Origin of the sequence: Thermus caldilimi (genome assembly GCF_004684245.1) — a bacterium.
In the GTDB taxonomy this organism is placed as follows: domain Bacteria; phylum Deinococcota; class Deinococci; order Deinococcales; family Thermaceae; genus Thermus; species Thermus caldilimi.
Genome location: NZ_CP038452.1, coordinates 623,231 through 643,982, shown reverse-complemented (window position 1 = coordinate 643,982; position 20,752 = coordinate 623,231). Strand labels below are relative to the sequence as shown.

At 65.3% G+C, this 20,752-nt stretch carries 16 protein-coding genes; 9 read left to right on the top strand and 7 right to left on the bottom strand.

Going from position 1 to position 20,752, the window contains the following annotated elements:
* The gene (locus EBI04_RS03185; RefSeq protein WP_135257853.1) at nucleotides 1–1,146 is read right to left on the bottom strand and encodes an acyl-CoA dehydrogenase family protein; all 1,146 of its coding nucleotides are present in this window, start codon (nucleotides 1,144–1,146) and stop codon (nucleotides 1–3) included.
* 113 nt (nucleotides 1,147–1,259) lie between these two features.
* Here EBI04_RS03185 and EBI04_RS03180 point away from each other — a divergent pair, with 113 nt between their 5' ends.
* The 3 genes from EBI04_RS03180 to EBI04_RS03170 are packed head-to-tail and all read left to right on the top strand — an operon-like array spanning nucleotide 1,260 to nucleotide 5,641.
* The gene (locus EBI04_RS03180) at nucleotides 1,260–4,166 is read left to right on the top strand and encodes an ATP-binding protein (RefSeq protein ID WP_135256007.1); all 2,907 of its coding nucleotides are present in this window, start codon (nucleotides 1,260–1,262) and stop codon (nucleotides 4,164–4,166) included.
* Nucleotides 4,144–4,509 (top strand): response regulator transcription factor, encoded by a 366-nt coding sequence (locus EBI04_RS03175; RefSeq protein WP_135256006.1) that lies wholly within the window; start codon nucleotides 4,144–4,146, stop codon nucleotides 4,507–4,509. Before EBI04_RS03180 ends, EBI04_RS03175 begins: the two co-directional genes overlap by 23 nt.
* A 55-nt stretch (nucleotides 4,510–4,564) precedes the next feature.
* Nucleotides 4,565–5,641 carry a TRAP transporter substrate-binding protein gene (locus EBI04_RS03170; protein ID WP_135256005.1) on the top strand — a complete coding sequence of 359 codons (1,077 nt, stop codon included), beginning with the start codon at nucleotides 4,565–4,567 and terminating at the stop codon, nucleotides 5,639–5,641.
* Between the two features lie 18 nt (nucleotides 5,642–5,659).
* On the opposite strand, the gene fdhF is transcribed toward EBI04_RS03170, so the two are convergent.
* From fdhF to EBI04_RS03145, 5 genes are read right to left on the bottom strand one after another with little or no spacing between them, the layout of a single operon-like run.
* Entirely contained in the window at nucleotides 5,660–7,699 is a 2,040-nt protein-coding gene (fdhF, locus tag EBI04_RS03165; protein WP_135256004.1) for a formate dehydrogenase subunit alpha, read from the bottom strand.
* Between the two features lies 1 nt (nucleotide 7,700).
* Nucleotides 7,701–8,303, bottom strand: coding sequence for a 2Fe-2S iron-sulfur cluster-binding protein (locus tag EBI04_RS03160; RefSeq protein WP_135256003.1), 603 nt, complete (start codon nucleotides 8,301–8,303; stop codon nucleotides 7,701–7,703).
* A complete protein-coding gene (locus EBI04_RS03155; RefSeq protein WP_135256002.1) occupies nucleotides 8,293–9,765 on the bottom strand; it encodes an NADH-ubiquinone oxidoreductase-F iron-sulfur binding region domain-containing protein in 1,473 nt (490 codons plus the stop codon). The genes EBI04_RS03160 and EBI04_RS03155 overlap by 11 nt, the downstream gene beginning before the upstream one ends.
* Before the next feature lie 35 nt (nucleotides 9,766–9,800).
* Nucleotides 9,801–10,844 carry a galactokinase gene (gene galK / locus EBI04_RS03150; protein WP_135256001.1) on the bottom strand — a complete coding sequence of 348 codons (1,044 nt, stop codon included), beginning with the start codon at nucleotides 10,842–10,844 and terminating at the stop codon, nucleotides 9,801–9,803.
* A gap of 7 nt (nucleotides 10,845–10,851) precedes the next feature.
* Nucleotides 10,852–11,712, bottom strand: coding sequence for a metal ABC transporter substrate-binding protein (locus tag EBI04_RS03145; RefSeq protein ID WP_135256000.1), 861 nt, complete (start codon nucleotides 11,710–11,712; stop codon nucleotides 10,852–10,854).
* Nucleotides 11,713–11,801: 89 nt separating this feature from the next.
* Here EBI04_RS03145 and EBI04_RS03140 point away from each other — a divergent pair, with 89 nt between their 5' ends.
* Genes EBI04_RS03140 through EBI04_RS03125 form a run of 4 tightly spaced genes read left to right on the top strand, consistent with a single transcriptional unit; the run spans nucleotide 11,802 to nucleotide 16,702 of the window.
* The gene (locus EBI04_RS03140) at nucleotides 11,802–13,127 is read left to right on the top strand and encodes an aminotransferase class III-fold pyridoxal phosphate-dependent enzyme (protein ID WP_135255999.1); all 1,326 of its coding nucleotides are present in this window, start codon (nucleotides 11,802–11,804) and stop codon (nucleotides 13,125–13,127) included.
* Nucleotides 13,128–13,136: 9 nt separating this feature from the next.
* A complete protein-coding gene (locus tag EBI04_RS03135; RefSeq protein ID WP_135255998.1) occupies nucleotides 13,137–14,807 on the top strand; it encodes an ABC-ATPase domain-containing protein in 1,671 nt (556 codons plus the stop codon).
* A 28-nt stretch (nucleotides 14,808–14,835) separates the two neighbouring features.
* On the top strand, nucleotides 14,836–15,012 hold the full coding sequence (locus EBI04_RS03130; RefSeq protein ID WP_240695362.1) for a hypothetical protein: 177 nt from the start codon (nucleotides 14,836–14,838) through the stop codon (nucleotides 15,010–15,012).
* A complete protein-coding gene (locus EBI04_RS03125; RefSeq protein WP_135257852.1) occupies nucleotides 14,990–16,702 on the top strand; it encodes an aldehyde ferredoxin oxidoreductase C-terminal domain-containing protein in 1,713 nt (570 codons plus the stop codon). The genes EBI04_RS03130 and EBI04_RS03125 overlap by 23 nt, the downstream gene beginning before the upstream one ends.
* Here EBI04_RS03125 and EBI04_RS03120 read toward each other — a convergent pair.
* Nucleotides 16,675–18,222, bottom strand: coding sequence for an acyl-CoA dehydrogenase family protein (locus EBI04_RS03120; RefSeq protein WP_135255997.1), 1,548 nt, complete (start codon nucleotides 18,220–18,222; stop codon nucleotides 16,675–16,677). The genes EBI04_RS03125 and EBI04_RS03120 overlap by 28 nt on opposite strands.
* A 94-nt stretch (nucleotides 18,223–18,316) precedes the next feature.
* On the opposite strand from EBI04_RS03120, the gene EBI04_RS03115 reads away from it, so the two are divergent.
* Together EBI04_RS03115 and EBI04_RS03110 are read left to right on the top strand one after the other, a co-directional pair.
* Nucleotides 18,317–18,718 (top strand): MarR family winged helix-turn-helix transcriptional regulator, encoded by a 402-nt coding sequence (locus EBI04_RS03115; RefSeq protein ID WP_135255996.1) that lies wholly within the window; start codon nucleotides 18,317–18,319, stop codon nucleotides 18,716–18,718.
* Nucleotides 18,715–20,748 (top strand): MDR family MFS transporter, encoded by a 2,034-nt coding sequence (locus EBI04_RS03110; RefSeq protein ID WP_135255995.1) that lies wholly within the window; start codon nucleotides 18,715–18,717, stop codon nucleotides 20,746–20,748. Before EBI04_RS03115 ends, EBI04_RS03110 begins: the two co-directional genes overlap by 4 nt.
* Nucleotides 20,749–20,752 lie beyond the last annotated feature (4 nt).

Below are 20,752 nucleotides of genomic sequence, written 5' to 3'. Positions count from 1 at the left end.
CTATTCCGCCAGGAGATGCCTGGCGATGATGAGCCTTTGGATCTCGTTGGTGCCCTCGTAGATCTGGTTGAGCTTCACGTCCCTCAAGAGCTTCTCCACCGGGAACTCCCGCACGTACCCGTAGCCCCCGTGGATCTGGATGGCCTGGTTGGCGGCTTCAAAGGCCATCTCCGAGGCATAGGCCTTGGCGATGGCGCTGGCGTGGGCGTGGGGCAGGCCCTGATCGGCGAGCCAGGCGGCATAGTAGGTGTACGTGCGGGCGGTTTCTATGCCGATCATCATGTCCGCCAGCTTGAACTGGATGGCCTGGAAGTCCGCGATGGGCTTCCCGAAGGCTTCCCGTTCCTTAGCGTACTTTCTGGCCTCGTCCAGGGCCCTTCGCGCCACTCCCACACTTCCCGCCGCCACGGGGATGCGGGTTTTGTTGAGGGTGTTCATGGCGATCTTGAACCCCTCCCCTTCCTCCCCCAGGCGGTTTTGCACGGGTACCTTGACGTCCTCAAATACGAGCTCGCAGGTTCCCGAGGCCCTTTGCCCCATCTTGCCGTGGATCTTCACGGCGCTGAAGCCCGGGGTGCCCTTTTCCACCACCAGGGCCACCACCCCCTTGTGGCGTAGCTCGGGGTTCAAGGTGGCGAAGACCACCACCCACTCGGCCTCGCCCCCGTTGGAGATCCACATCTTGGTACCGTTGAGGATGTAGTAATCCCCCTGGCGCACCGCCCGGGTCTTGAGGGCAGCGGCGTCGGAGCCATTTCCGGGCTCGCTGAGGGCGAAGGCCGCCAGGGCGGGCTTTTCCGTGAGGGGTTTGAGGAAGCGGCGCTTTTGCTCCTCGTTCCCGGCCAAAAGCACGGGGGTGATCCCCAGGTCGCTGGCCATGGGGATGGTGTAGATGCCCATGCAGGCGTAGGCCAGCTCTTCCCCCACGATGACCTCGTCCAGCATCTTGAGACCCATCCCCCCGTACGCCTCGGGGATGATGGCGTTCAGGAGGCCGACCTCGTGGAGCTTTTCTATGACCGGCCAGGGCACCTCTTCCTTCTCGTCGTACTCCTGGGCCACGGGGAGGATGACCTCCTTGGCGAAGCGCCGGGCCAGGGCCTGGAGCTGACGTTGTTCCTCGGTGAGGCTGAAGTCTATGGGCATAACCTCCTCCTTGGCGGCCTGCCAGGGGTGGGGCCTAGGGCCCACTCTTTGACCCAGTCTAAGATTTCGCCCACCCCCTTGCAACCCCGCTCCCATGCTACCATTGGAGGCAGATGAGAACCTCGGGCCAATGGGAGATCCTCGGGCGTTTTCAGCGGGCCTTATTAAGAGACCTGGAGCCTGTGCAAATACTTCGCAACCTCCTCGAGGTGGCCACGGAGGAAGGAGTGGAGCGGGCAGCCCTTTTTCTCTACCACCGGGAAACCCGGGAGCTGGTGGGAGAGGTGGCCTCGGGCCGGGGCCGCCACTACACGGTTTCCGCCATCGCCCTTCCCCTATACGCAAAAGGGTATGTGCAGGAGGCCTTTTTCGCCGAGGGTCCCGTGCGGCGGGGAGAGGAATGGCTTTTGCCGGTGGTGGGAGAGGAGGCCTCCTACTGCTGGGCCGATCCCGAGGCTCGCTGTATGGTCCGCCCCCGGGCCACCCGGGAGACCCGCTTCCTGGTCTGTCCCAGCTGTGCTTACTTTTCGCCCAAGGGGGTGTTGAGCCTGGAGGGAGTCCCCCAGACCCTGAGGCCTCTTCTGCCCCTTCTGGCCCAGCTCACGGCCCTGGCTTTGAAAAACGGCGAGCTCCTTTCGGAGCGCAACCGGGCTTTGGCCGAGCTTTCCCGCCACGCTGAGGCTCTTTCCCACGTGAGCGCCTTGGCCCGGGAAGTGGTTAAGGCCTTAGAACCCGCTGCCGTGCTGGAAACCCTTGCCGAGGCCCTTTCGGAGCGCTTCGGTTTCTTCCGGGTGACCGTGGCCCTGGTGAAGGGGGAGGGGGGTGAGGATTACCTGGAGGGCTACCTCACCGTGCGGGGAAAAGACGTGTACTGGACGGAGGGTATCAGCCGCATCCGCTTGCCCCTGGCTTCTTCCCCGGATCCCCTGGCCAAGGCGGTGCGGGAACGGAGGACCTTGGTGGTGGAGAAGGAGAGCCTGCCCCCGCATGTGGCCCAGGAGATGGGTCCAGCTATCGCCTTTGTTCCCATTCTGGCTGAGGGGGAGGCCTTGGGGGTGGTGGCGGTGGACCACGGCCCCGAAGGGCCAGGGATAAGCGAGGCGGAGGTGCGCTACGTGGAGCTCCTCACGGGCGTGGCGGGGGTGGCCCTCAGGAATGCCCAGCTCTACCGGGAAAAGAAGGAGCTTTCCCTGGCCTTGGCTGCGGAGCGGAGGCGGCTTTTCCAGGTGCTGGAGGAGCTTCCCGACGGGGTGGTGGTTCTTTTCGGTTCCGAGGGCTTTGCCAACGGGAAGGCCCGCCAGGCGCTTTCCGTGGGCTCTGCGGTGTCCCTCGAGGACCTTCCCGCAGCCCTGGAGCCTGCCTTGGAGGGGGGAAGGTTGGAGTTCAGCCTGGGTGGGGCCACGTATAGCGTCCGGGGAAAGCTGGTGGGGGAGATGCGGGTTTTGGTCCTCCACGACATCACCGAGCGCACCCGCATGGAGCGGGCCCTGAGGGAGCAGGTGGCCTTCACCCAGACCTTGGTGGACCTGGCCAAGGAGGCCTTGCAACAACGGGGGTTGGCCCCCTTGACCGGGGCCATCGTCAAGCGCTTGCAGGCCCTCTTCGTCGCCGACGAGGGGCTGCTTTTGGCGGAAGAAGGGGGTAGCCAGCGGGTGCTTTACAGCACCTGCTCCTTGCCCGAATCCCTACCCCGGCCCAACCTTTTGGAAAAGGCCTTGATGGAGGGAGGGCCCCTGGGGGTAGAGGTACTGGAGGCCCAGGACTGTGGGGTCGCGCGGATGCTGGGCCTTAAGAGCGCCTTGGTGGTTCCCTTCCGGGCGGGGGGGTTCCGGGGTGGGCTCCTCTTGGGCTTTCGGCGGGAGAGGCGCTTTTCCGAAAGGCTCCTCTCCCGCCTGGTTCAGGTGGGTACCTTGTTGGCCCTGGTGTTGGAAAAGGCCCGCTTCTTGGAACTGGTGGAGGCCGAGGAGGAGCGGCTTAAGGCTCTTTTGGAGCACTCCCAGGACGTGGTGTACGTGCTGGACGGGGAAGGCGTAATCCGCTATGTGAGCGCCAGCGTGCGCCCGGTGCTGGGCTATGACCCGGAGGGGTACAAGAAGGCCCCTTTGAGGGCCTTGGACTTCGTCCACCCGGAGGATCGGTTCCTGGCGGAGACCCTATTCCGCGAGCTTTTGAGCCACCCAGGGGAGGTGCGCGCCGGGGAGTTCCGGGTCCTTCACGCGGACGGTACCCCGATTCCCGTGGAGGCCTGGGGGCGGAACCTTCTGGCTGACCCGCGGGTGCAAGGGGTGGTGGTGGACCTGCACGACCTCAGGCCCAGGCTGGAGGCCGAGCGGCTTAAGGGGGAGTTCATCGCTGCCGTAAGCCACGAACTCCGCACTCCTTTGGCGGTGATCATGGGCCTGGCCGAGCTTCTGCGGGAAGAGGGGCTTTCCCCCTCGGCCCAGGAGTCGGTGGACCTCATCCTGGAAAGCGCCTTCCGGCTCAAGACCATGGTGGATAACCTCCTGGACACCAGCCGCCTCGAGGCCGGCCGCTTTGAGGTAAGCAAAAGACCCGTGGACCTAAAGCCCCTTCTTCAGGACCTGGCCAGGAGCTTCCAGGGCGTGGCCCGGCTTTCCGGGGTGGAGTTCCAGGTGGCTTTGGAGGAGCTTCCCCTTCTGGAGGCGGACCCCGACCGGGTGGTTCAGGTGATGGGGAACCTTCTTTCCAACGCCTTCAAGTTCACCCCACAGGGCGGGCGGGTTTTCCTTCGGGCCCGGCAAGAAGGGGACAAGGTGGTCCTGGAGGTGGAGGACACGGGCCCCGGCATCCCCAAGGAGGAGCTCCCGAAGCTCTTCCAACGCTACGCCCGGGCCAAGAGCGCAGAGACCCGGGGGATTTCAGGCACGGGGCTTGGCCTTTTCATTTCCAAGCACATCGTGGAGGCCCATGGGGGCCGGATAGAGGTGGAAAGCGAGGAGGGCAAGGGAAGCCTTTTCAGGGTTATCCTACCCGTATATGGCCCGCATCCTTCTGGTTGAGGACGAACCCTTGGTGGCCCACCTGGTGCGCCGCATCCTGGAGCGGGCCGGGCACCGGGTGGACTGGGCCCCTTCTGGGGGTGCGGCCCTGGAGAAGCTTTCCGAGCCCTATGACCTTGTGGTCTGCGACCTGGTGATGCCCGGGGTATCGGGCCTCGAGGTGATCCAAAAGATGCGGGCCTTGGGCCTCTTTACCCCCATCCTGGCCCTTTCCGCCAGCGTTTCCGAGAAAAGCCGGCGGGAGGCCCTCGAGGCGGGGGCCCAGGCCTTTCTGGGGAAACCCTTTGAGGCCCAGACCCTGTTGGCCCAGGTGGACCGCCTCTTGGCCGGGGGCGAGGGTTAGCGGGGTTGGGGGTGGCCCGGGGTGGTGTATACTTATACGCGCAAAGGAGGCAGGTATGAGGCGGAGGCAGTTTCTCAAAGGGGTGGGGGTGGGTTTAGCGGCAAGCCTTTCCTATAAGGCCTTTGCCCAGGCCGCCCCGCAGGTGCGCTGGCGGCTCGTTTCCAGCTACCCCAAGAGCCTGGATACCCTCTATGGCGGTGCGGAGGATCTGGCCAAGAGGGTGGCGGAGCTCACCGGGGGCCGCTTCCAGATCCGCGCCTACCAGGCAGGGGAGATCGTCCCGGGCGGCCAAGTGCTGGACGCGGTGCAACAGGGCACGGTGGAGGCGGGGCACACCTATGGGCCCTTCTACGTGGGTAAAAACCCGGCCCTGGCCTTCGATGGCGGCGTCCCCTTTGGCATGACCTACCGCCAGCACAACGCTTGGATGATCCACGGCGGGGGCTTGGAGCTCCTCCGCCAGGTCTATGCGGACTTCGGCGTGGTGCAGTTCCCCGGGGGCAACACCGGGACCCAGATGGGGGGCTGGTTTCGCAAGGAAATCCGCGGCCTGTCCGACCTCAAAGGGATCCGCATGCGCATCCCCGGCCTTGGGGGCATGGTCATGGGGCGGCTTGGGGTGGTGCCGCAGACCCTGGCCGCTGGGGATATCTACCCGGCCCTGGAGCGGGGCACCATAGACGCCACCGAGTTCTCCGGCCCCTACGACGACGAGAAGCTGGGCTTTTATAAGGTGGCCCGCTACTACTACTACCCTTCCTTCTGGGAACCCAGCGCCCAGCTTTCCTTCCTGGTGGCCCAAAGGGAGTGGCAGCGGCTTCCCAAGGAGTTCCAGGAGGCTTTCCAGGTGGCCGCCGCCGAGGTCAACCTCACCATGATGGCCAAGTACGACGCTGAGAACCCTCCGGCTTTGAACCGCCTCCTTAAGGCGGGGGTGCGCCTGCGCCGCTGGCCGGGGGAGATCATGAAGAAAGCCCTCGAGGAGGCCCAGGCCCTCTATGAGGAGCAGGCGGCCAAGGACGCCACCTACCGCAAGGTGTACTCCGCTTACTGGGCCTTCCGCAACGAACAGTACCGCTGGTTCTCCGTGGCCGAGCTGGGCTACGAAAGCTTCGCCTTCCCCACCGCTTAAGAAAGCTTAGGGAGGTTCTCAGTCCAGCTTCTCCAGTCGCACTGCGCTCACCTTGTACTCAGGAATGCGGCTGAAGGGATCCAGGGCATTCAGGGTGAGGCGGTTGGCTGGGGCCTCGGCGAAGTGGAAGGGGGCATAGACCACCCCTTCAGGGGTGCGCTCCGTGACCCAGGCCCGGGCCTGGATGCGCCCCCGACGGCTCACCACCTGGATCACCTCCCCGTCGCCTATGCCAAGCCTTTGGGCGTCCTTGGGGTTCACCTCCACCTTGAGTTCGGGGTAGGCTTCCTTGAGTTGGCTGTTGCGGCTTAGAGTACCCCCGTGCCAGTGGAAGAGGACCCGGCCGGTGGAGAGGGTAAAGGGGTACTCCTCGGAGGGGGTTTCCGCCGGGGGGGTGAAGTGCACGGGGAAGAAGCGGGCCTTCCCCGAGGGGGTGTTGAAGCGCTCTCGGAAGAGCACCGCCTCGCCGGGATGGTCCTCGTGGGGGCAGGGCCAGCGAACGCCCTCGCCTTCCAGGCGGCGGTAGGTGATCCCGCCCATCATCTCCGGAATGGCCCGGCGGACCTCCTCCCAGATGGCCTCGGGGCCAGGATAGAGGGCCCAGGGACGGCCCAAGGCCCGGGCCAGGCGCTTGCCCAGCTCCTGGACGATCCACCAATCGGGCCGGGCCTCTCCCGGTGGGTCCAGGAGCTTCCGAATCCTCTGAACCCTGCGGTCGGTGTTGGTGAAGGTTCCGTCCTTTTCCAGGAAACTGGCCGCCGGCAGGACCACGTGGGCGAAGGGGGTGGTTTCGTTTTCCAGGATGTCCTGCACCACAAGGAAGGGGAGGGCTTTCAGCTTGGCCTTCAGGTGGTCCTGGTAAGGTTCGCTGGTCACGGGGTCCTCCCCGATGAGGTAGATGGCCTCCACCTTGGGGATCCCCTCGAAGACCTCGGTCATGCGCAGGCCCGGCTCGGGGTTCAATTCCACCCCCCAGAGGGCTTCAAAACGTTTCCTGGCCGCTTGGTCCGACACCTTCAGGTACCCGGGGAAGACATCGGGCAGGGCCCCCATATCCCCCGCCCCTTGCACGTTGTTCTGCCCCCGTAAGGGGTTGAGGCCCGCTCCTTCCTTGCCCACCTTGCCCGTGAGAAGGGCCAGGTTCACCAGGGCCTGGGCGGTGGCGGTGCCCTTGGTGTGCTGGGTGACCCCCATGGCCCAGTAAGCCCCCGCCCTCTTCGTGGTGGCGTAAAGCCGGGCGGCCAGAGCGATTTTTTCCTTTTCCACAGAGGTGATGCGCTCGGCTTCCTCCAGGGTGTAGGGCTCCAAGGAGGCCCGCCACTCGGCGAAGCCCTCGGTGCGCTCCTCCACGTATCCTTGGTCCCAAAGGCCTTCCTCGAGGATGTGCCGGGCCATGGCGTTCAGGAGGAAGAGGTCGGTACCCGGGCGTACCCGTAGCCACAGGGTGGCGGCCTCGGCCATGCCGGTGTAACGGGGGTCCACCACGATGAGCCCTGCTCCCTGCCGCACCCTCTTCTTGATCATGGCCCCAATCACGGGGTGGGTTTCCGTGGTGTTGGAGCCCACCACCAGGAAGAGATCGGTTTTCCAGATGTCCTCTATGGGATTGGTCATGCTGGCCCCGCCCAGGGAACGGGAAAGGGCCACGGTGGAGGAGGAGTGGCAAAGCCTGGAGCAGTGGTCCACGTGGTTGGTGGAGAGGAGAGCGCGGGCCAGTTTCTGCGTAAGATAGACCTCCTCGTTGGTGGTCTTGGCGGAGGGGAAGATGGCGATGGCCTCGGGTCCTCGCCTTTTCAGCACGGCGAGAAGCTGGCTTGCCGTATAATCCAGGGCCTCGTCCCAGCTAACCCGGCGGAAGGCTTGGCGACGGTCTTCCCGCACCATGGGGTAGAGGAGGCGCTTTCCCGAGAAGGGGAAGTCCAGGCCGAAGCGGCCTTTCACGCAGAGAGCCCCGTGGTTGGGGGGGATGTCCGGGGCCAGCACCCGGAGGATGCGGCCTCCTTGGATCTCGGGCTCCACCTGGCAACCCACACCGCAGTAAGGGCACGTGGTGCGCATCCTACACCTCCATGCTCAGGGGCCTTAGGGCCCCCGTGGGGCAAACCTGGATGCAGTTGCCGCAGAAGACGCAAGGGGTTTCGGGAAGGGGCCGGTCCAGGGGGGTGGTGGGGTGGGCCAGAAGGCCCCTTCCCTCCAAGGTCAGGGCCCAAACCCCCATGATCCCCTCCCCGCAGGCGTCCACGCAGCGGCGGCAGTTTATGCACTTGGCGTAGTCCCTAAGGAAGAAGGGATTGTCCCGGATGGGCTCCCGTTCCTTCCGGGTTTCGGGCACCCGTCCCCAGCGCCCAGGGTGGGCTCCGTAGGCCTCGAGAAGCCCTTGGAGCCCCGGGGCCAGGCTGAGGTCGGTGAAAAGGGCCAGCCACTCCAAAAGGGTTTTGCGCAAGGTGCGGAGGTCTTCCGTGTCCGTTCGCACCTCCATGCCCTCCTGGGCCTGGGTGGCGCAGGCGGGAAGCAGGCGGCCATTCACCTCCACCAGGCAGAGGCGGCAAAGCCCCCGGGTTTCCGTGTGGGGATGGTAGCACAGGTGGGGAGGATCCGTGATCTCCAGGAGGAGGGTTCCCTCCTGGACCTCCACCTCTTGTCCGTTCACCTTAAGCCGCACCTTCCACCTCCAACAGGCTTTGGTAGGCCCAGTAGGCGGACTGGCCCAGTCCGCACAGGCTTCCCTTGAGGGTTTGCCCCAGGGAGTGAACCAGGTCCGGGTTCCTCTCCCGCCGCCTCACCATCTCCACCTGTACCGCCGTGCCCAAAGGACAGGGGAAGCACTCCCCGCAGGACTCCTCCCGGAAAAACTCGGCCAGGCCCAAAAGGACTTCCCATAGGTCCACCTCCTTTCCGAAGGCCACGATGGCGCCGGCTCCCAAGGGGAGCCTACCCTTGTAGCGCAAAGGGAAGGTGAAATCGCGGGTAAACACCCCGGCGGCTCCGCCCAGGAGTACGGCCTTCAAAGCCTCCGGTTCACCTTGAGCCCTCTGTAAGGCGTCTTCCAAGGATGTTCCCAGGGGAAGCTCGTAAAGCCCTGGCCTGGCCACGTCCCCGGTGACGGAGAAGAGTTTGGGCTCCGTTTGACGCCAGGTCCCCGGGCCCTCCCTCAGGATCAGGGGCAGGTTGGCCAGGGTTTCCACGTTTTGCACCAGGGTGGGCCTTCCCCACAGGCCTTTTTCCACGGGAAAAGGGGGCTTTAAGCGGGGCTCGGCCCTTTTGCCCTCTATGGACTCCAGAAGGGCGGTTTCCTCGCCGCAGATGTAGAGGCCCCCGCTTGGGAAGACCTCGGTGGGAACGGGAAGGAGGCCAGCTTCCCCAAGTTGGCGGATGGCATTTTCCAGGCCCAGGATGGCGGCTTCGAACTCATCCCGCACGTAGAGGAAAACCTGGCTTGCCCCCACGGCCAGGGCGGCCAAAAGCGCTCCCTCCAGGACCAGGAAGGGATGGTGCTCCAGGAGGAAGCGGTCCTTGAAGTTGCCCGGTTCCGATTCGTCGGCGTTCACCACCAGATACCTGGGGGGTTCCCCCCGGGCCACGGCCCGCATCTTGATGTGGGCGGGAAAGGCGGCTCCTCCCCGGCCCAAAAGCCCGGCCTCCTCCACAGCCTGGAGGATGGCTTCCGGGGCTAGGAGGTTTTTCAAGGCCCTCCGCAAGAACACCGACCCTCCCAGCGCTTCATACTGGTCAAGTTCCAGGATGGGTTCGGGGGGAAGGAGCCGGTTTCCCTGTCCCAGGGCGAAGGGAAGGCGGAACTCCTTAAAGGGGATGAGCCGGCCCTCCCATTCCACATAGCGTTCTTCCCCCTCCACCCGCACGTGGATGGGGGAGAGGGCCTCGAGGCCCAAGGGAGGATGGGTTCCGTCGGCTCCCTCTAGGAGGCGGGCGAATCCCCGGGCCCGGGCCACGGGATCGTCCACCAAAAGCCTCCCCTGGGGCAAGCCCCGGTACCGGGGGTAGTAGCGCACCACCCCCCAGGCCTGGGCCAGGGGTACCCCGGCAAGCCGGGCGGCCTCGGCCACCTTCTCCTCGCTTAGGGGAAGGCGGGCGTCCAGGAGGGGGAGGAGGCTTGGCTTTTCCATGCCCTTAGCTTACCTGGCCGAGGGGGTTAGGTCAGTCAAAGGATGCGGAGATGGGGAAAACGGGAGAGGAGGTGCTTTTGGAAACCTTCCATGCGGTCTTCGGGCACCAGGGCCACCACCGCCCCGCCGAACCCTGCCCCCGTGAGCTTGGCCCCGTAGGCCCCGGCCCTCAAGGCCTCCTCCACCAGGGTGTCCAGTTCCGGGAGGCTCACCTCGTAGTCCCGGGAGAGGGAGCGGTGGCTTTGCACCATGAGCTCGCCGAAGGCCTGGGGGTCCCCCTTGCGCAAGGCCTCCACCCCTCGGAGCACCCTCAGATTTTCCCCCACGATGTGCCGCGCCCTCTTGTCCAGGGGGGAGGGCAGGCTTTCCACCAGGCAGAGGTCGGCCACGTCCCTAAGGGAGTGCACCCCTAGCCTCCGCGCCGCCTCCTCCGCCTCGAGGCGCCTCTCGTTGTACCCCGCCTCCGCTAGGCGCCGCTTTAACCCCAGGTCCAAAACCGCCACCCGCACCCCTGGGGGTAGAGGAAGGTTTTCGTGGTCCAGGGTGCGGGTGTCCAGGAAAAGGGCCTTGCCCACCTCCCCCAGGCTTGCGGCCATCTGGTCCATGAGGCCGCAGCGCACCCCCACGTACTCCACCTCCGCCTTCTGGCCCAAAAGGGCGACCTCCTTGTCGGAAAGGGGCAGGCGGTAGAGGAGGCGCAGGGCCTTTAGCGCCGCCACCTCGAGGGCCGCCGAGCTGGAAAGCCCCGCCCCCATGGGTACCCTGCTCCGCACATAAAAGCGAGCCCCAGGAACCTCGTACCCCGCCTCCCTCAGGGCCCAGACTACCCCCAGGAGGTAGTCCAGAAAGTCCCCTTGGGCCGGGCTTTCCAAAGGCCGGGCCCTGAGCTCCTTGAGCTCCTCGCTGTAGGCCTCCACCCGGCCCTCAGCCTTGGCCGCCTCCACCTGGGTGAAGTAGGGGAGGGGGGTGGGAAGGACGTAGCCCTCCTGGTAGTCGGTGTGTTCCCCTAAGAGGTTCACCCGCCCAGGGGCCTGGGCGCTGGCCTCGGGCAGGGCACCGAAGACTTCCTTAAACCCCATGCCTCCATTATGGGCACAGGGCCTTGAGGTTGTGGTCCAAAAGGGCCAGGTAGGTGGGTACCTTTTGGTCCAGGGTGTCGGTGTAGAGCACCGCGATGCGGGCTCCCAGGGCCTCAGCCAGGGCCTTGAGGGCGGTTCCTTGGAACTGGGGTTCGGCCAGGAGCAGCTTTACCCCCTCCCGGCGCGCTCGCTCCAGGAGGGTGAGGAAGGTCCGGCTTCCCGCCTCCTGCACCCCCGAGGCGGTGAGGCTCCCCACCACCCGCAGGCCGTACCGACGGGCAAAGTAGGCGAAGGCATCGTGCTGGGTGACCACCTTGAGGCCCTTTAGGTTGCAGGCTTGGAAGGCCTTATCGCGCTTTTCCACCTCCGCCCTAAAGCGCTTTAGGTTGGCCTGGTAGATGGCCTTTCCCTGGGGGTCCACCTGGGCGAGTTCTTGGGTGATGCGCTCGGCATAGCGCAGGGCGTAGGTGGGGTCCAGCCACAGGTGGGGGTTGCAGGGGCCGTGGGCGTGCTCCCGTTCCCCCGGCCCTTCCTCTGGATGTTCCTCCTGGCAGATAAGGCCGGGTTGCCCTTCCGCCAGCTTCACCACCCGGGCGCCTTGGGGGAGGAGGCGTTGCAGCTTGGGTAAGAAGGCCTCGAGGCCCAGACCATTGGCGAAGAGGAGGCGGCTTCGGGCCAGGTTTTTGGCGGTGTTGGGGGTGGGCTCGAAGGTGTGGGGGTCGGCCCCCGGGGGGACCACGCTTTCTACCTTGACCCGGTTCCCCCCCACCTGGGACACCAGGTCAGCCAGGATGGGGGTGGTGGCCGCCACCTGCACCTGGGCCCAGGCGGGGGAAAGGAGGAGGAGCAGCAGGGCTAGCCGTAGCATGAAGTAATGATAAACCATTATCGGTATACCTGCAAGCCTCCCTGAGCTGTCCTCGGGCTTATAAGGGAGCAGGGTATACTCAGGGGGAAATGAGCCTAAAAGCCCTCCACAAGAAGCACGTCCTTACCCCCTGGGTGGCCCAGGCTCCCCTTAACTCCCCCTTGGTGGTGCGGGGTGAGGGAGTCTGGCTGTACGACGAGGAGGGGCGGCGTTACCTGGACCTTTCCAGCGGCCTGGTGGCCTTGAACCTGGGCCATGGCCACCCTAGGCTGGTGCGGGCCATTGCCGAGCAGGCGGCCACCTTGGCCTATGCGGCCCCTAGCCTTTTCCACGATAAGCGGGCCCTTCTCGCCAAGGCCTTGTCCGACCTCTCCCCCTGGCCCGAAGGGGCCAGGGTCTTCTTCACCCCCTCGGGCACCGAGGCCAACGAGGACGCCCTGAAGTTCGTGCGCCACCTTACGGGCCGCTTCAAGGTCCTTGCCGCCTACCGGTCCTTCCACGGGGCCACCCACGCCTCCGCCAGCCTTACCGGGGAGAACCGCCGCTGGCCAGCGGAGCCAGGCACCGTCCCCGGGGTGGTCCACTTCTTCGCCCCCTATCCCTACCGGAGCCCTTTTTACACGGAAGACCTCAAGGAGGAAACCGCCCGGGCCCTGGACCATCTGGAGAGGATTCTCCTCCACGAGGATCCCAAGCGGGTGGCGGCCATCTTCTTAGAGCCCGTGGTGGGCTCCAATGGGGTCATCGTCTACCCGGAAGGGTACCTCGAGGGGGTGCGGGCCCTATGCGACCGGCATGGCATCCTTCTGGTCTTTGACGAGGTGATGACCGGTTTTGGGCGTCTTGGGGCAGCCTTTGCCGCCCTAAGGTTTGGCGTGGCGCCCGACCTCATCACCTTCGCCAAGGGGGTCACCTCCGCTTACGTGCCCTTAGGAGGGGTGCTCCTGCGGGAGACCCTGGCCCGCTACTTTGACGAGAATCCCTTGCCCACCGGGCATACCTACGCCGGGCATCCCTTGGCGGTGGCGGCGGGGCTGGCCGCCCTCGAGGCCTACCGGGAGGAAGGTCTCTTTGAGCGGGTTTTGGCCATGGAGGATTTCTTCCGGGAAAGCCTTAAGACCCTACAGGACCGGCATCCCGTGGTGGGGGATGTCCGGGGGCTCGGGGCCTTTTACGCCGTGGAGCTGGTCCGGGACCGGGATACTAAAGAACCCCTTTCCCCTTGGCACGCTCCCTTTAGCCCGGCCATGCAGGCCCTGCAAAAGGCCTTGTGGCAGGAGGGGGTTTATCTCCTGGCCAAGCACAACATCCTGGTGGTGGCCCCACCCCTCACCATAAAGGAGGAGGAGTTCTTGGAAGGTGTGGAGCGCCTTTCCCGTGCCCTCAGGCAGGTGGAGGTGGAGGCTTTGGGCTAACCTGGAAGGGTGCGGCGGCTGGAGGAGCTTTTCCCTTTCCTGGCCTCCCTCGAGGGGAGGCCTTACCCTTTTTACAAGGATCTAAAGGGAACCTGGAGGGGTGAGGGGTTTGACCTTCGCTTTGTCCACGTGCAGGGGGATCCCTTCGCCATCCCAAGCGTTTTGGAGGTGCGCTATCCGGCCAAGGCGGTGGAGAAACTTCGGGTTTACCGCCACCCTACGGGCCGCGTGGCGGTGGAGGACTTCCTTCTGAGGGCCCTCAAGGCCCGGTTCCGCCACCTGCCCTTTCTCGGAGGGAGCGGGCACTCGGGGAGGGTCTTGGTGGAGGTGGAAAGCCCCAAGGTGTTGCGGCGGGCTGGGGCCCATCTTGGCCAGGAGGCGCTTTATCTGCGTTTCCGGGTGGGGCTTCCTGCCTCGGGCCGAAGGATTCTGGGCAAGGAGGCGGCGAGGCTTTTCCGGGCGCTCATAGAGCACCTCTCGGCTTTCTTGGGGGAGCTGGACGGGAGGGGGCTTCTTGCCCACGTCCACCAGGCCGAGGACTTCGCCCACATTCAGGAAAACCTTTCCCAAAGGGGCCTGGTGGCCTTCGTGGGGGATGGGGCTGTCCTCCCCCGGGAAAGCGGGGTGAGCCAAAGACCCTTAAGGGGTGCGGTCCCCTTCCAAAGCCCCCCTTCCTTGCGGGTTTCCTTTCGGGTACCCCACGCGGGGGAGGTCTTGGGCATGGGGCTTCCCCAAGGGCTCACCCTCATCACCGGCGGAGGCTTCCATGGGAAGACCACCCTCCTCGAGGCCCTGGTGCACGGGGTGTATCCCCATATCCCGGGAGATGGGCGGGAATGGGTGGTGACCCATGCCCTGGCGCATCGGGTCCAGTCGGAAGACGGCCGAAGCGTGAAGGGTGTGGACCTAAGGCCCTTCGTCCACGACCTTCCCCTAGGCCAGGATACCTCCTTCTTCTCCACGGAGGATGCCTCGGGCTCCACCAGCCTGGCCGCCGCCATCCTGGAGGCCCTGGAGCTGGGTGCCCAGGTGCTTCTCCTGGACGAGGACACCTCCGCCACCAACCTCCTGGTGCGCGATGCCCGCATGCAGGCCCTGGTGAGGCGGGAAACCCTCACCCCCCTCTTGGACCGGGTGCGGGATTTGAAGGCCAAAGGGGTGAGCCTGATCCTGGTGGTGGGTGGGGTGGGGGATTACCTGGACCTGGCGGACACGGTCTTGCTTCTGGAGGAGTACCGGCCGAGGGAGGCCACCCTTGAGGCCCAGGCCATTGCCCAAGCCCATCCCACGGGGCGGGCTTTCGGCGAGCCTCGGTATCCCCTTGCCGTGGCTTCCCGGGCTCCCTTGCCCGAAAGCTTTGATCCCAGGCGGGGCAGGAAGGCCCGGGTGAAGGGTCGGGGCCTCAGGGAGCTGGTTTACGGGGAGGAGGTGGTGGACCTGTCCGCCCTGGACCTTTTTGAAAACGCCCAGGTGCGGGCTTTGGGGGCATGGTTCCAGCGGCTTTGGCGGCAGGCGGACGGCAAGACGCCCTTGCGGAAGCTGGTGGAGGGGGTACTGGGAGGGGTAGAGGACTTTTTCTCCCTGGAAGAGGCCCCCGAGGTGGCGGAGGTGCGCCCTCTAGAGCTGGGGGCGGCGGTGAACCGGCTTCGGGGCTTGGAGGTAAGGCGGGTGGAGGAATAGGCTAAAGGGCAGAGAGGCGGCCCAAGCGATGTTGTGCTCCCTGTTCTACCACACCCCTCCGGAAGCCAGTGGCCTCGAGGCCCTGCGCCTTTGGTCCGGACAGCCAGCGGATCTTGTGGTGTTCTCGGAGAATCCTTTGACCCACCCGGAGGAGGCCCGGGTGGTACGCGTGGAGGTGGATGGTGTGGCGGTCTTTGAGGGTTGACCTTACGGATAAACGGGTTTACTGGCAGACGGCCTCCCCCGAGGAGGTGGCCTATGGCGGCCGCTACCGCACGGGCCGGCTTCTTCTGGAGCGGGAGGCCTACCGCATGGATCCCCTTTCCCCGGAGAACCCCCTGGTGTTCGCCATAGGTCCCCTGGCGGGAACGGGCTTTTCCAACGCCAACCGCACCAGCGTGGGCACGCGAAGTCCCCTGACCCTGGGCATCAAGGAGGCCAACGGGGGCGGCACCTTTGGCTACGCCCTAGGCCAGATGAAGCTTTCCCACCTGGTCCTCGAGGGGGCGAGCCCCGACTGGGTGGTCCTCCGCATCACCCGGGAGGACCAGGTCTTCTTTGACCCGGCGGAGGACCTCCTCGGTCTCGGCAACTTTCAGGCGGCGGCCAAGCTCTTTGCTGCCTATGGCAGGAGGATCGCTTTCGCCCTTTTGGGGCCGGTGGGGGAGTATCTGGGCCTCCTTTCCGGCATCGCCTTCTCCGACACGGATGGCCGCCCCTCCCGCCTGGCCGCCCGGGGGGGCGTGGGGGCGGTGATGGGGGCTAAGCGGGTCAAGGCCATCGTGGTGGAGGTGCCGGGGAAGGTGGAGGTCTGGGACAAGCCCAAGGTCACCGGGGCCATCCGCCGCTATGCGGAGCTTTTGCGCCAGGACCCCTTGGTGATGCAGTTCTACAACGCTATCGGCACCATGGGAATGGCGGACTTCCAGAATGCCTTTGGGGGCCTGCCGGTGAGGAACTTTCGCCAGGGCCAGCTCGCCTCCCCGGAGGAGTTTCGCATGGGTGGCCAGTACATCGCTCCCCTCAACAAGGCCCGGGGAGGGAAACACACCCACGCCTGCATGCCGGGGTGCGTGATCCAGTGCTCCAACGTCATCGTGGACGAAAAAGGGGAGGAGGTGGTTTCTCCCCTGGAGTACGAGACCATCGGCCTCTTGGGCACCAACTGTGGTCTCGCCGACCCGGACCAGCTCGCCCGCCTCAATCGCCTGGCCAACGACCTGGGGGTGGACACCATCGAAACCGGGGCCACCTTGGCCCTTTTCATGGAAAAGGGAGAGGCGGACTGGGGGGACTATGCCTTTATGGAGGCCAGGCTCAAAGCCCTCTACACCCCGAGTGAGGAGGCCCGCTTCCTGGCCCAAGGCACCGCCCGGGTGGGGGAGGCGCTTGGGCTTAAGCGGGTTCCCGTCATCAAGCGCCAGGCCATCAGCGCCTACGATCCCAGGGTGGTGGAGGCTACGGGGATCACCATGATGGTCACCGCCCAGGGGGCGGACCACACCGCGGGGAATGCCCCGCGCCTGGAAACCCGGGCCATGCCCGTGGAGGAGATCCTCGAGGCCAGTTACCAGGCCCAGGTGAACGCCGCCGCCAACGACGCTCTGGGCCTTTGCGTCTTCGGGGGGAGCGTCACCCACAAGCAGGTGGAGTTCGTGGTGAAAAGCTTAAACGCCGCCCTGGGCACGAACCTGTCCCCTGCTTTCTGGCGCGAGCTTGGGGAAGGGGTTTTGCGGTTGGAACACCGCTTCAACCACCTGGCGGGCTTCACCCACCAGGATGACCGCCTCCCAGGCTTCTTCTACGAGGAGCCCCTTCCGCCCAAGGGCTACACCGCCCGCTTCCGCCCTGAGGACCTGGGGCCCCTTTACGAGAGGCTGGACCATGGGTCGTAAAGCTCAGGCCTTTGGGCGGAGGGGGGAAGGGTTTCCCCTTTAAGGAAGCGGCGGGCGTAGAGCTCTGCAAGCTCGGGGAAGGGTTCGGCGGCCACCTTCTCCAAGGCGTAGGCCGTCACCAGGTCCGCCAAAGCCCTAAGGGCTTCCTTGGCGTACCAAGGCCCTTCCTCTTGCAGTTTCTTGAGAACCTGGTGCGCTTCAGCCTGGGCCCTTGGGCTTTCCCCCAGCATGGCCAAGAGGGGCTCATGGGCGCGCTTCTTGAGGATGGCCTCCAGCATGTCCAGGGCCTGGATGTTGGCGGGGCCCTCCCAGATGGGGGTGATGAGGGCTTCCCGGTGCCAGCGGGCCACCCCGTATTCCTCCAGGAAGCCCAGGCCCCCGAAGAGCTCCATGGCCAAGGCGGTGATGGCGCTGGCGTGTTCGGCGGTGCGCCCCTTGGCCAGGTGGGAGAGGAGGCGGGCCAGGTGGTAGCCCTCGCTGTAGGGGGGCCGCTCCTCCCAGGCTTGGTCAAAGGCCTGGATGGCCAGAAAGGCCAGGGCGGTGCCTCCCACCTGCCTCAGGCGCATCTCCAGGAGGTCGTGCTGAATGAGGTCGTGCTGGAGGAGGGTTTTCCCGAAGGCAGTCCGTCTCCTCACCCGGAAGAGGGCCTCGAGGTGGGCTTTCTTAGCGATGCCCATGGCGGCGGCCGCATTGGCCAGCCGGCTCACCGTGAGGTTTTCCAGGGTGTAGTAAATGCCCTCCTCCAGCCTGCCGATGGGGTAGGCCAGGCTTCCCTCGAGCTCCACCTCCCCTGAGGGCACCGCTCGGGTGGCCAGTTTCTCCTTAAACCGGCGCACGGTAAAGTTCAGCCTCCCCTCCACCTCCCGGGGCAGGAGGAAGAGGCCAAGGCCCTTGGGTCCGGCTGGGGCTCCCTCCGGCCTGGCGGTGACGATGGCGTAATCGGCCAGGCCCGCCCCCGAGGCGAAGTACTTGTCCCCCTGGTACAGGCGGTAGGCGTTTCCCTCCCGCCGGGCCACGGTGCGGTTGGCTCCCAGGTCGCTTCCTCCCTGGATTTCCGTCATCCAGGTGGCGCCGAAGGCCGGGCCGTAAAGGAGATCCCGCTTCACCCCTTCGTGCTCGGGGGCGTACTTGTGGAGGGCGTAGGCCACCTGGTGGGTGATGGTGAGGATGCAGTAAAGCCCTCCATCCGCCAGGAGGTACCCAAAAGCGTAGTGGAGGGGCCAGCCCCGGCCCTCATAGGCGGGGCGGATTATGGGGCGAAGCTTTTCCAAAAGAGCCTTTTGCGCAGGGGAGAGGAGGGCCCGATCTATGCGATTTCCATCCAGGTCATGCATCTGCAGGCGGGGTGGGGCATCCTGGTCCACGTGGTGGGCCACCTCCAAAACCTCCTCTCCCACCAGCCTTCCGAAGGCGGAGAGCTCCTCCTGCGGGAGGCCGGGGGTAAATGTGGCTAATATCGCTTTCAGATCCGGGTCAAGCTTATAGTGATCTTCGCCTTGGCTGTAAAAGCGCACCCTCATGGCTTCCTCCAACCCCAGGCTAACCCCGGGCATGGGGTGCGTCAAGGTGAGGTGGTCCACACTCAAATAGTTTGTGATGAAATAATATGACCTTATGGTATGGGAGGTGATGGGCCGAATTTGGCGTTTGCAACGGGCCTTGCGCGAGGAGATGGAGGCGGACCTCGAGGCCCTAGGGCTTTCCGGCCTCGAGGCCTGGTTGCTCCGGGTGGTGGATACTCATCCGTACCCCTCGGACGCCGCCCGGCGCATGGGCCTGCCCCCGCCCACCGTAAGCCACATGCTAAGGAGGCTTGAGGAAAAGAACTTTTTGGAGCGCTCCTTGGACAACAAGGACCTTCGCCGCTTCAGCTTTCGCCTCACGGAAAAGGGAAGGAGCGCCTTGCGGCAAGCAGAGGGGCTTATGGAGGCGGCGCTCAGGCGGCGCCTCGCCCGGCTTAAGCCGGAAGAAATAGCCCACTTGTTGGAGTTGCTGGGCAAGCTGGAGGAAGCATGAATCCCACACCGCAAGAGGTTCGCTTCACCATGATCGGGGTCCTGCTGGGGGTTTTGCTGGCGGCCCTGGACCAGACCATCGTGTCCACCGCCATGCCCCGCATTGTGGGAGAGCTTAGGGGAGCCGAGTACTACGCCTGGGTCACCACCAGCTACCTCCTCACCTCCACGGTTTCCGCTCCCATCTTTGGTAGGCTCACGGAGCTCTTCTCCCGCAAGGCGGTTTTGCTTTGGGCGGTAAGCCTTTTCCTTCTGGGTTCGGCCCTTTCTGGGCTATCCCAGAACATGACCCAGCTTATCCTCTTCCGGGGGCTGCAGGGGGTGGGGGGTGGGGCCCTTTTCGCCCTGGCCCTCACCACCATCGCTGTGCTCTTTCCCCCTCGCCAGCGGGGCAAGCTGGCGGGGGCTTTCGGGGCTATTTTCGGCCTTTCCTCCGCGGTGGGACCCTGGCTGGGTGGCCTCCTCACCGACCACCTTTCCTGGAGATGGGTTTTTTACATCAACATGCCCGTGGGGGCGGTGGCCCTGGGGTTCATCCTGCGCTACATGCCCCGGCTTCGGCCTGAAGGGCGGGAACCCTTCGACTTCCTGGGAGCCATGCTCCTCGTCCTCTGGACGGTGCCCCTAATGCTGGCCTTTTCCTGGGGAGGAAGCACCTACCCTTGGGGCAGTCCAGCGATCCTGGGGCTTTTCACCTGGGCTCTTCTGGGGCTTCTCCTTTGGATTTGGACGGAGACCCGGCTTCCCTACCCGCTTTTTGACCTCTCGGTTTTCCAGGGAAGGGTGTTCAGCCTCTCGGCGGTGGCGGCCTTCTTCTACGGCCCGGCCTTTCTGGGGGCGGTGGCCTTCCTGCCCCTATACCTGCAGGTGGTGAAGGGGGTTTCCGCCAGCCAAAGCGGGATCACCGTCCTGCCCTTGACCCTGGGCGTGGTGGTAGGAAGTTTGGGCGGCGGACAGCTCCTGGCCCGTTTCGGGCGGTACAAGGCCCTCCTCCTCACCAGCGCCGGGTTTCTGTTGGCCCTTTTCCTGGTTCTCCACTTCACCCTCACGGTGGGAACCCCTCTGGCGGAGGTGGTGGGTTTATTCTTCCTGCTGGGCCTTGGTTTGGGTCCAGCCCAGAGCGTCCTCAACATCGTGGCGCAAAGCGGCCTGCCCAAGGAACGCATGGGGAGTGGGACCAGCATGGTCCAGTTCATGCGCCAGATCGGGTCCACCATGGGGATTGCCCTGCTGGGGACCATCCTGGCTCAAAGCCTCACGGACCACCTCCAGGGTGCTTTTCCCTCGGGGACCTCCACCCCCGCCCTGAGCCGTGCGGGGGAGGGGATGGCCCTGGACCTGGACCGGGAGTTTGCCCGCCTCGAGGACCTGCTGGTAAGAGCCCTCAAGGGGGAGGAAGAAGCCTACCAGGCCTTGATGGCGGATCCCTTCCTGCCCGGGGATTTCAAGCGGTCCCTGAGGCCCGGGGGCATTCCCGCCCAGTTCGCCGAGGTCCAGGACCTGGTGGCCAAGGCCTTGCGAGGGGACGAAGGGGCGCGGAAGGCGGTTTGGGCGGATCCCACCTTGCCGCCCGAGATTAAGGTTTTTCTCCTCCCCGGCGGGGTGGCCCAGGGGACTCTCGCCTTGCTGGAGCGGATTTGGTCCGGGGATGGGGCGGCCAGGGAGGCCCTTTTCCAGCTGCCCTGGGGAAAAAGCCTCGAGGGGTTTCTTGCCGCACCTCCCTCCCCAGCCCTTAGGGCCCGGGTGTTGTCCCAGCTTAAAACCCTGGAGGACCGGGTGGTGGCCCAGGCGCAGGCTTCCTTGAAAAGGGCGGAGGCTCAGGCCCTATCCCAAGCGCCTGCCCAGGTGGTGTCCCGCCTCGAGGCGGTTCGGCTTAAGCTCAAGGAAGCCTTGCAGGAGGGCATCGTGGAGGCTCTCCGGCGGATCTTTCTCCTTAGCGCCCTCTTTGTTGGTCTTTCCCTCGTGACCCTGGTGTTTCTGCCGGACCTGGAGCTTTCGGGGGGCCTGGGGCCCCGGCCTTCGCTAGAGTGAAGGG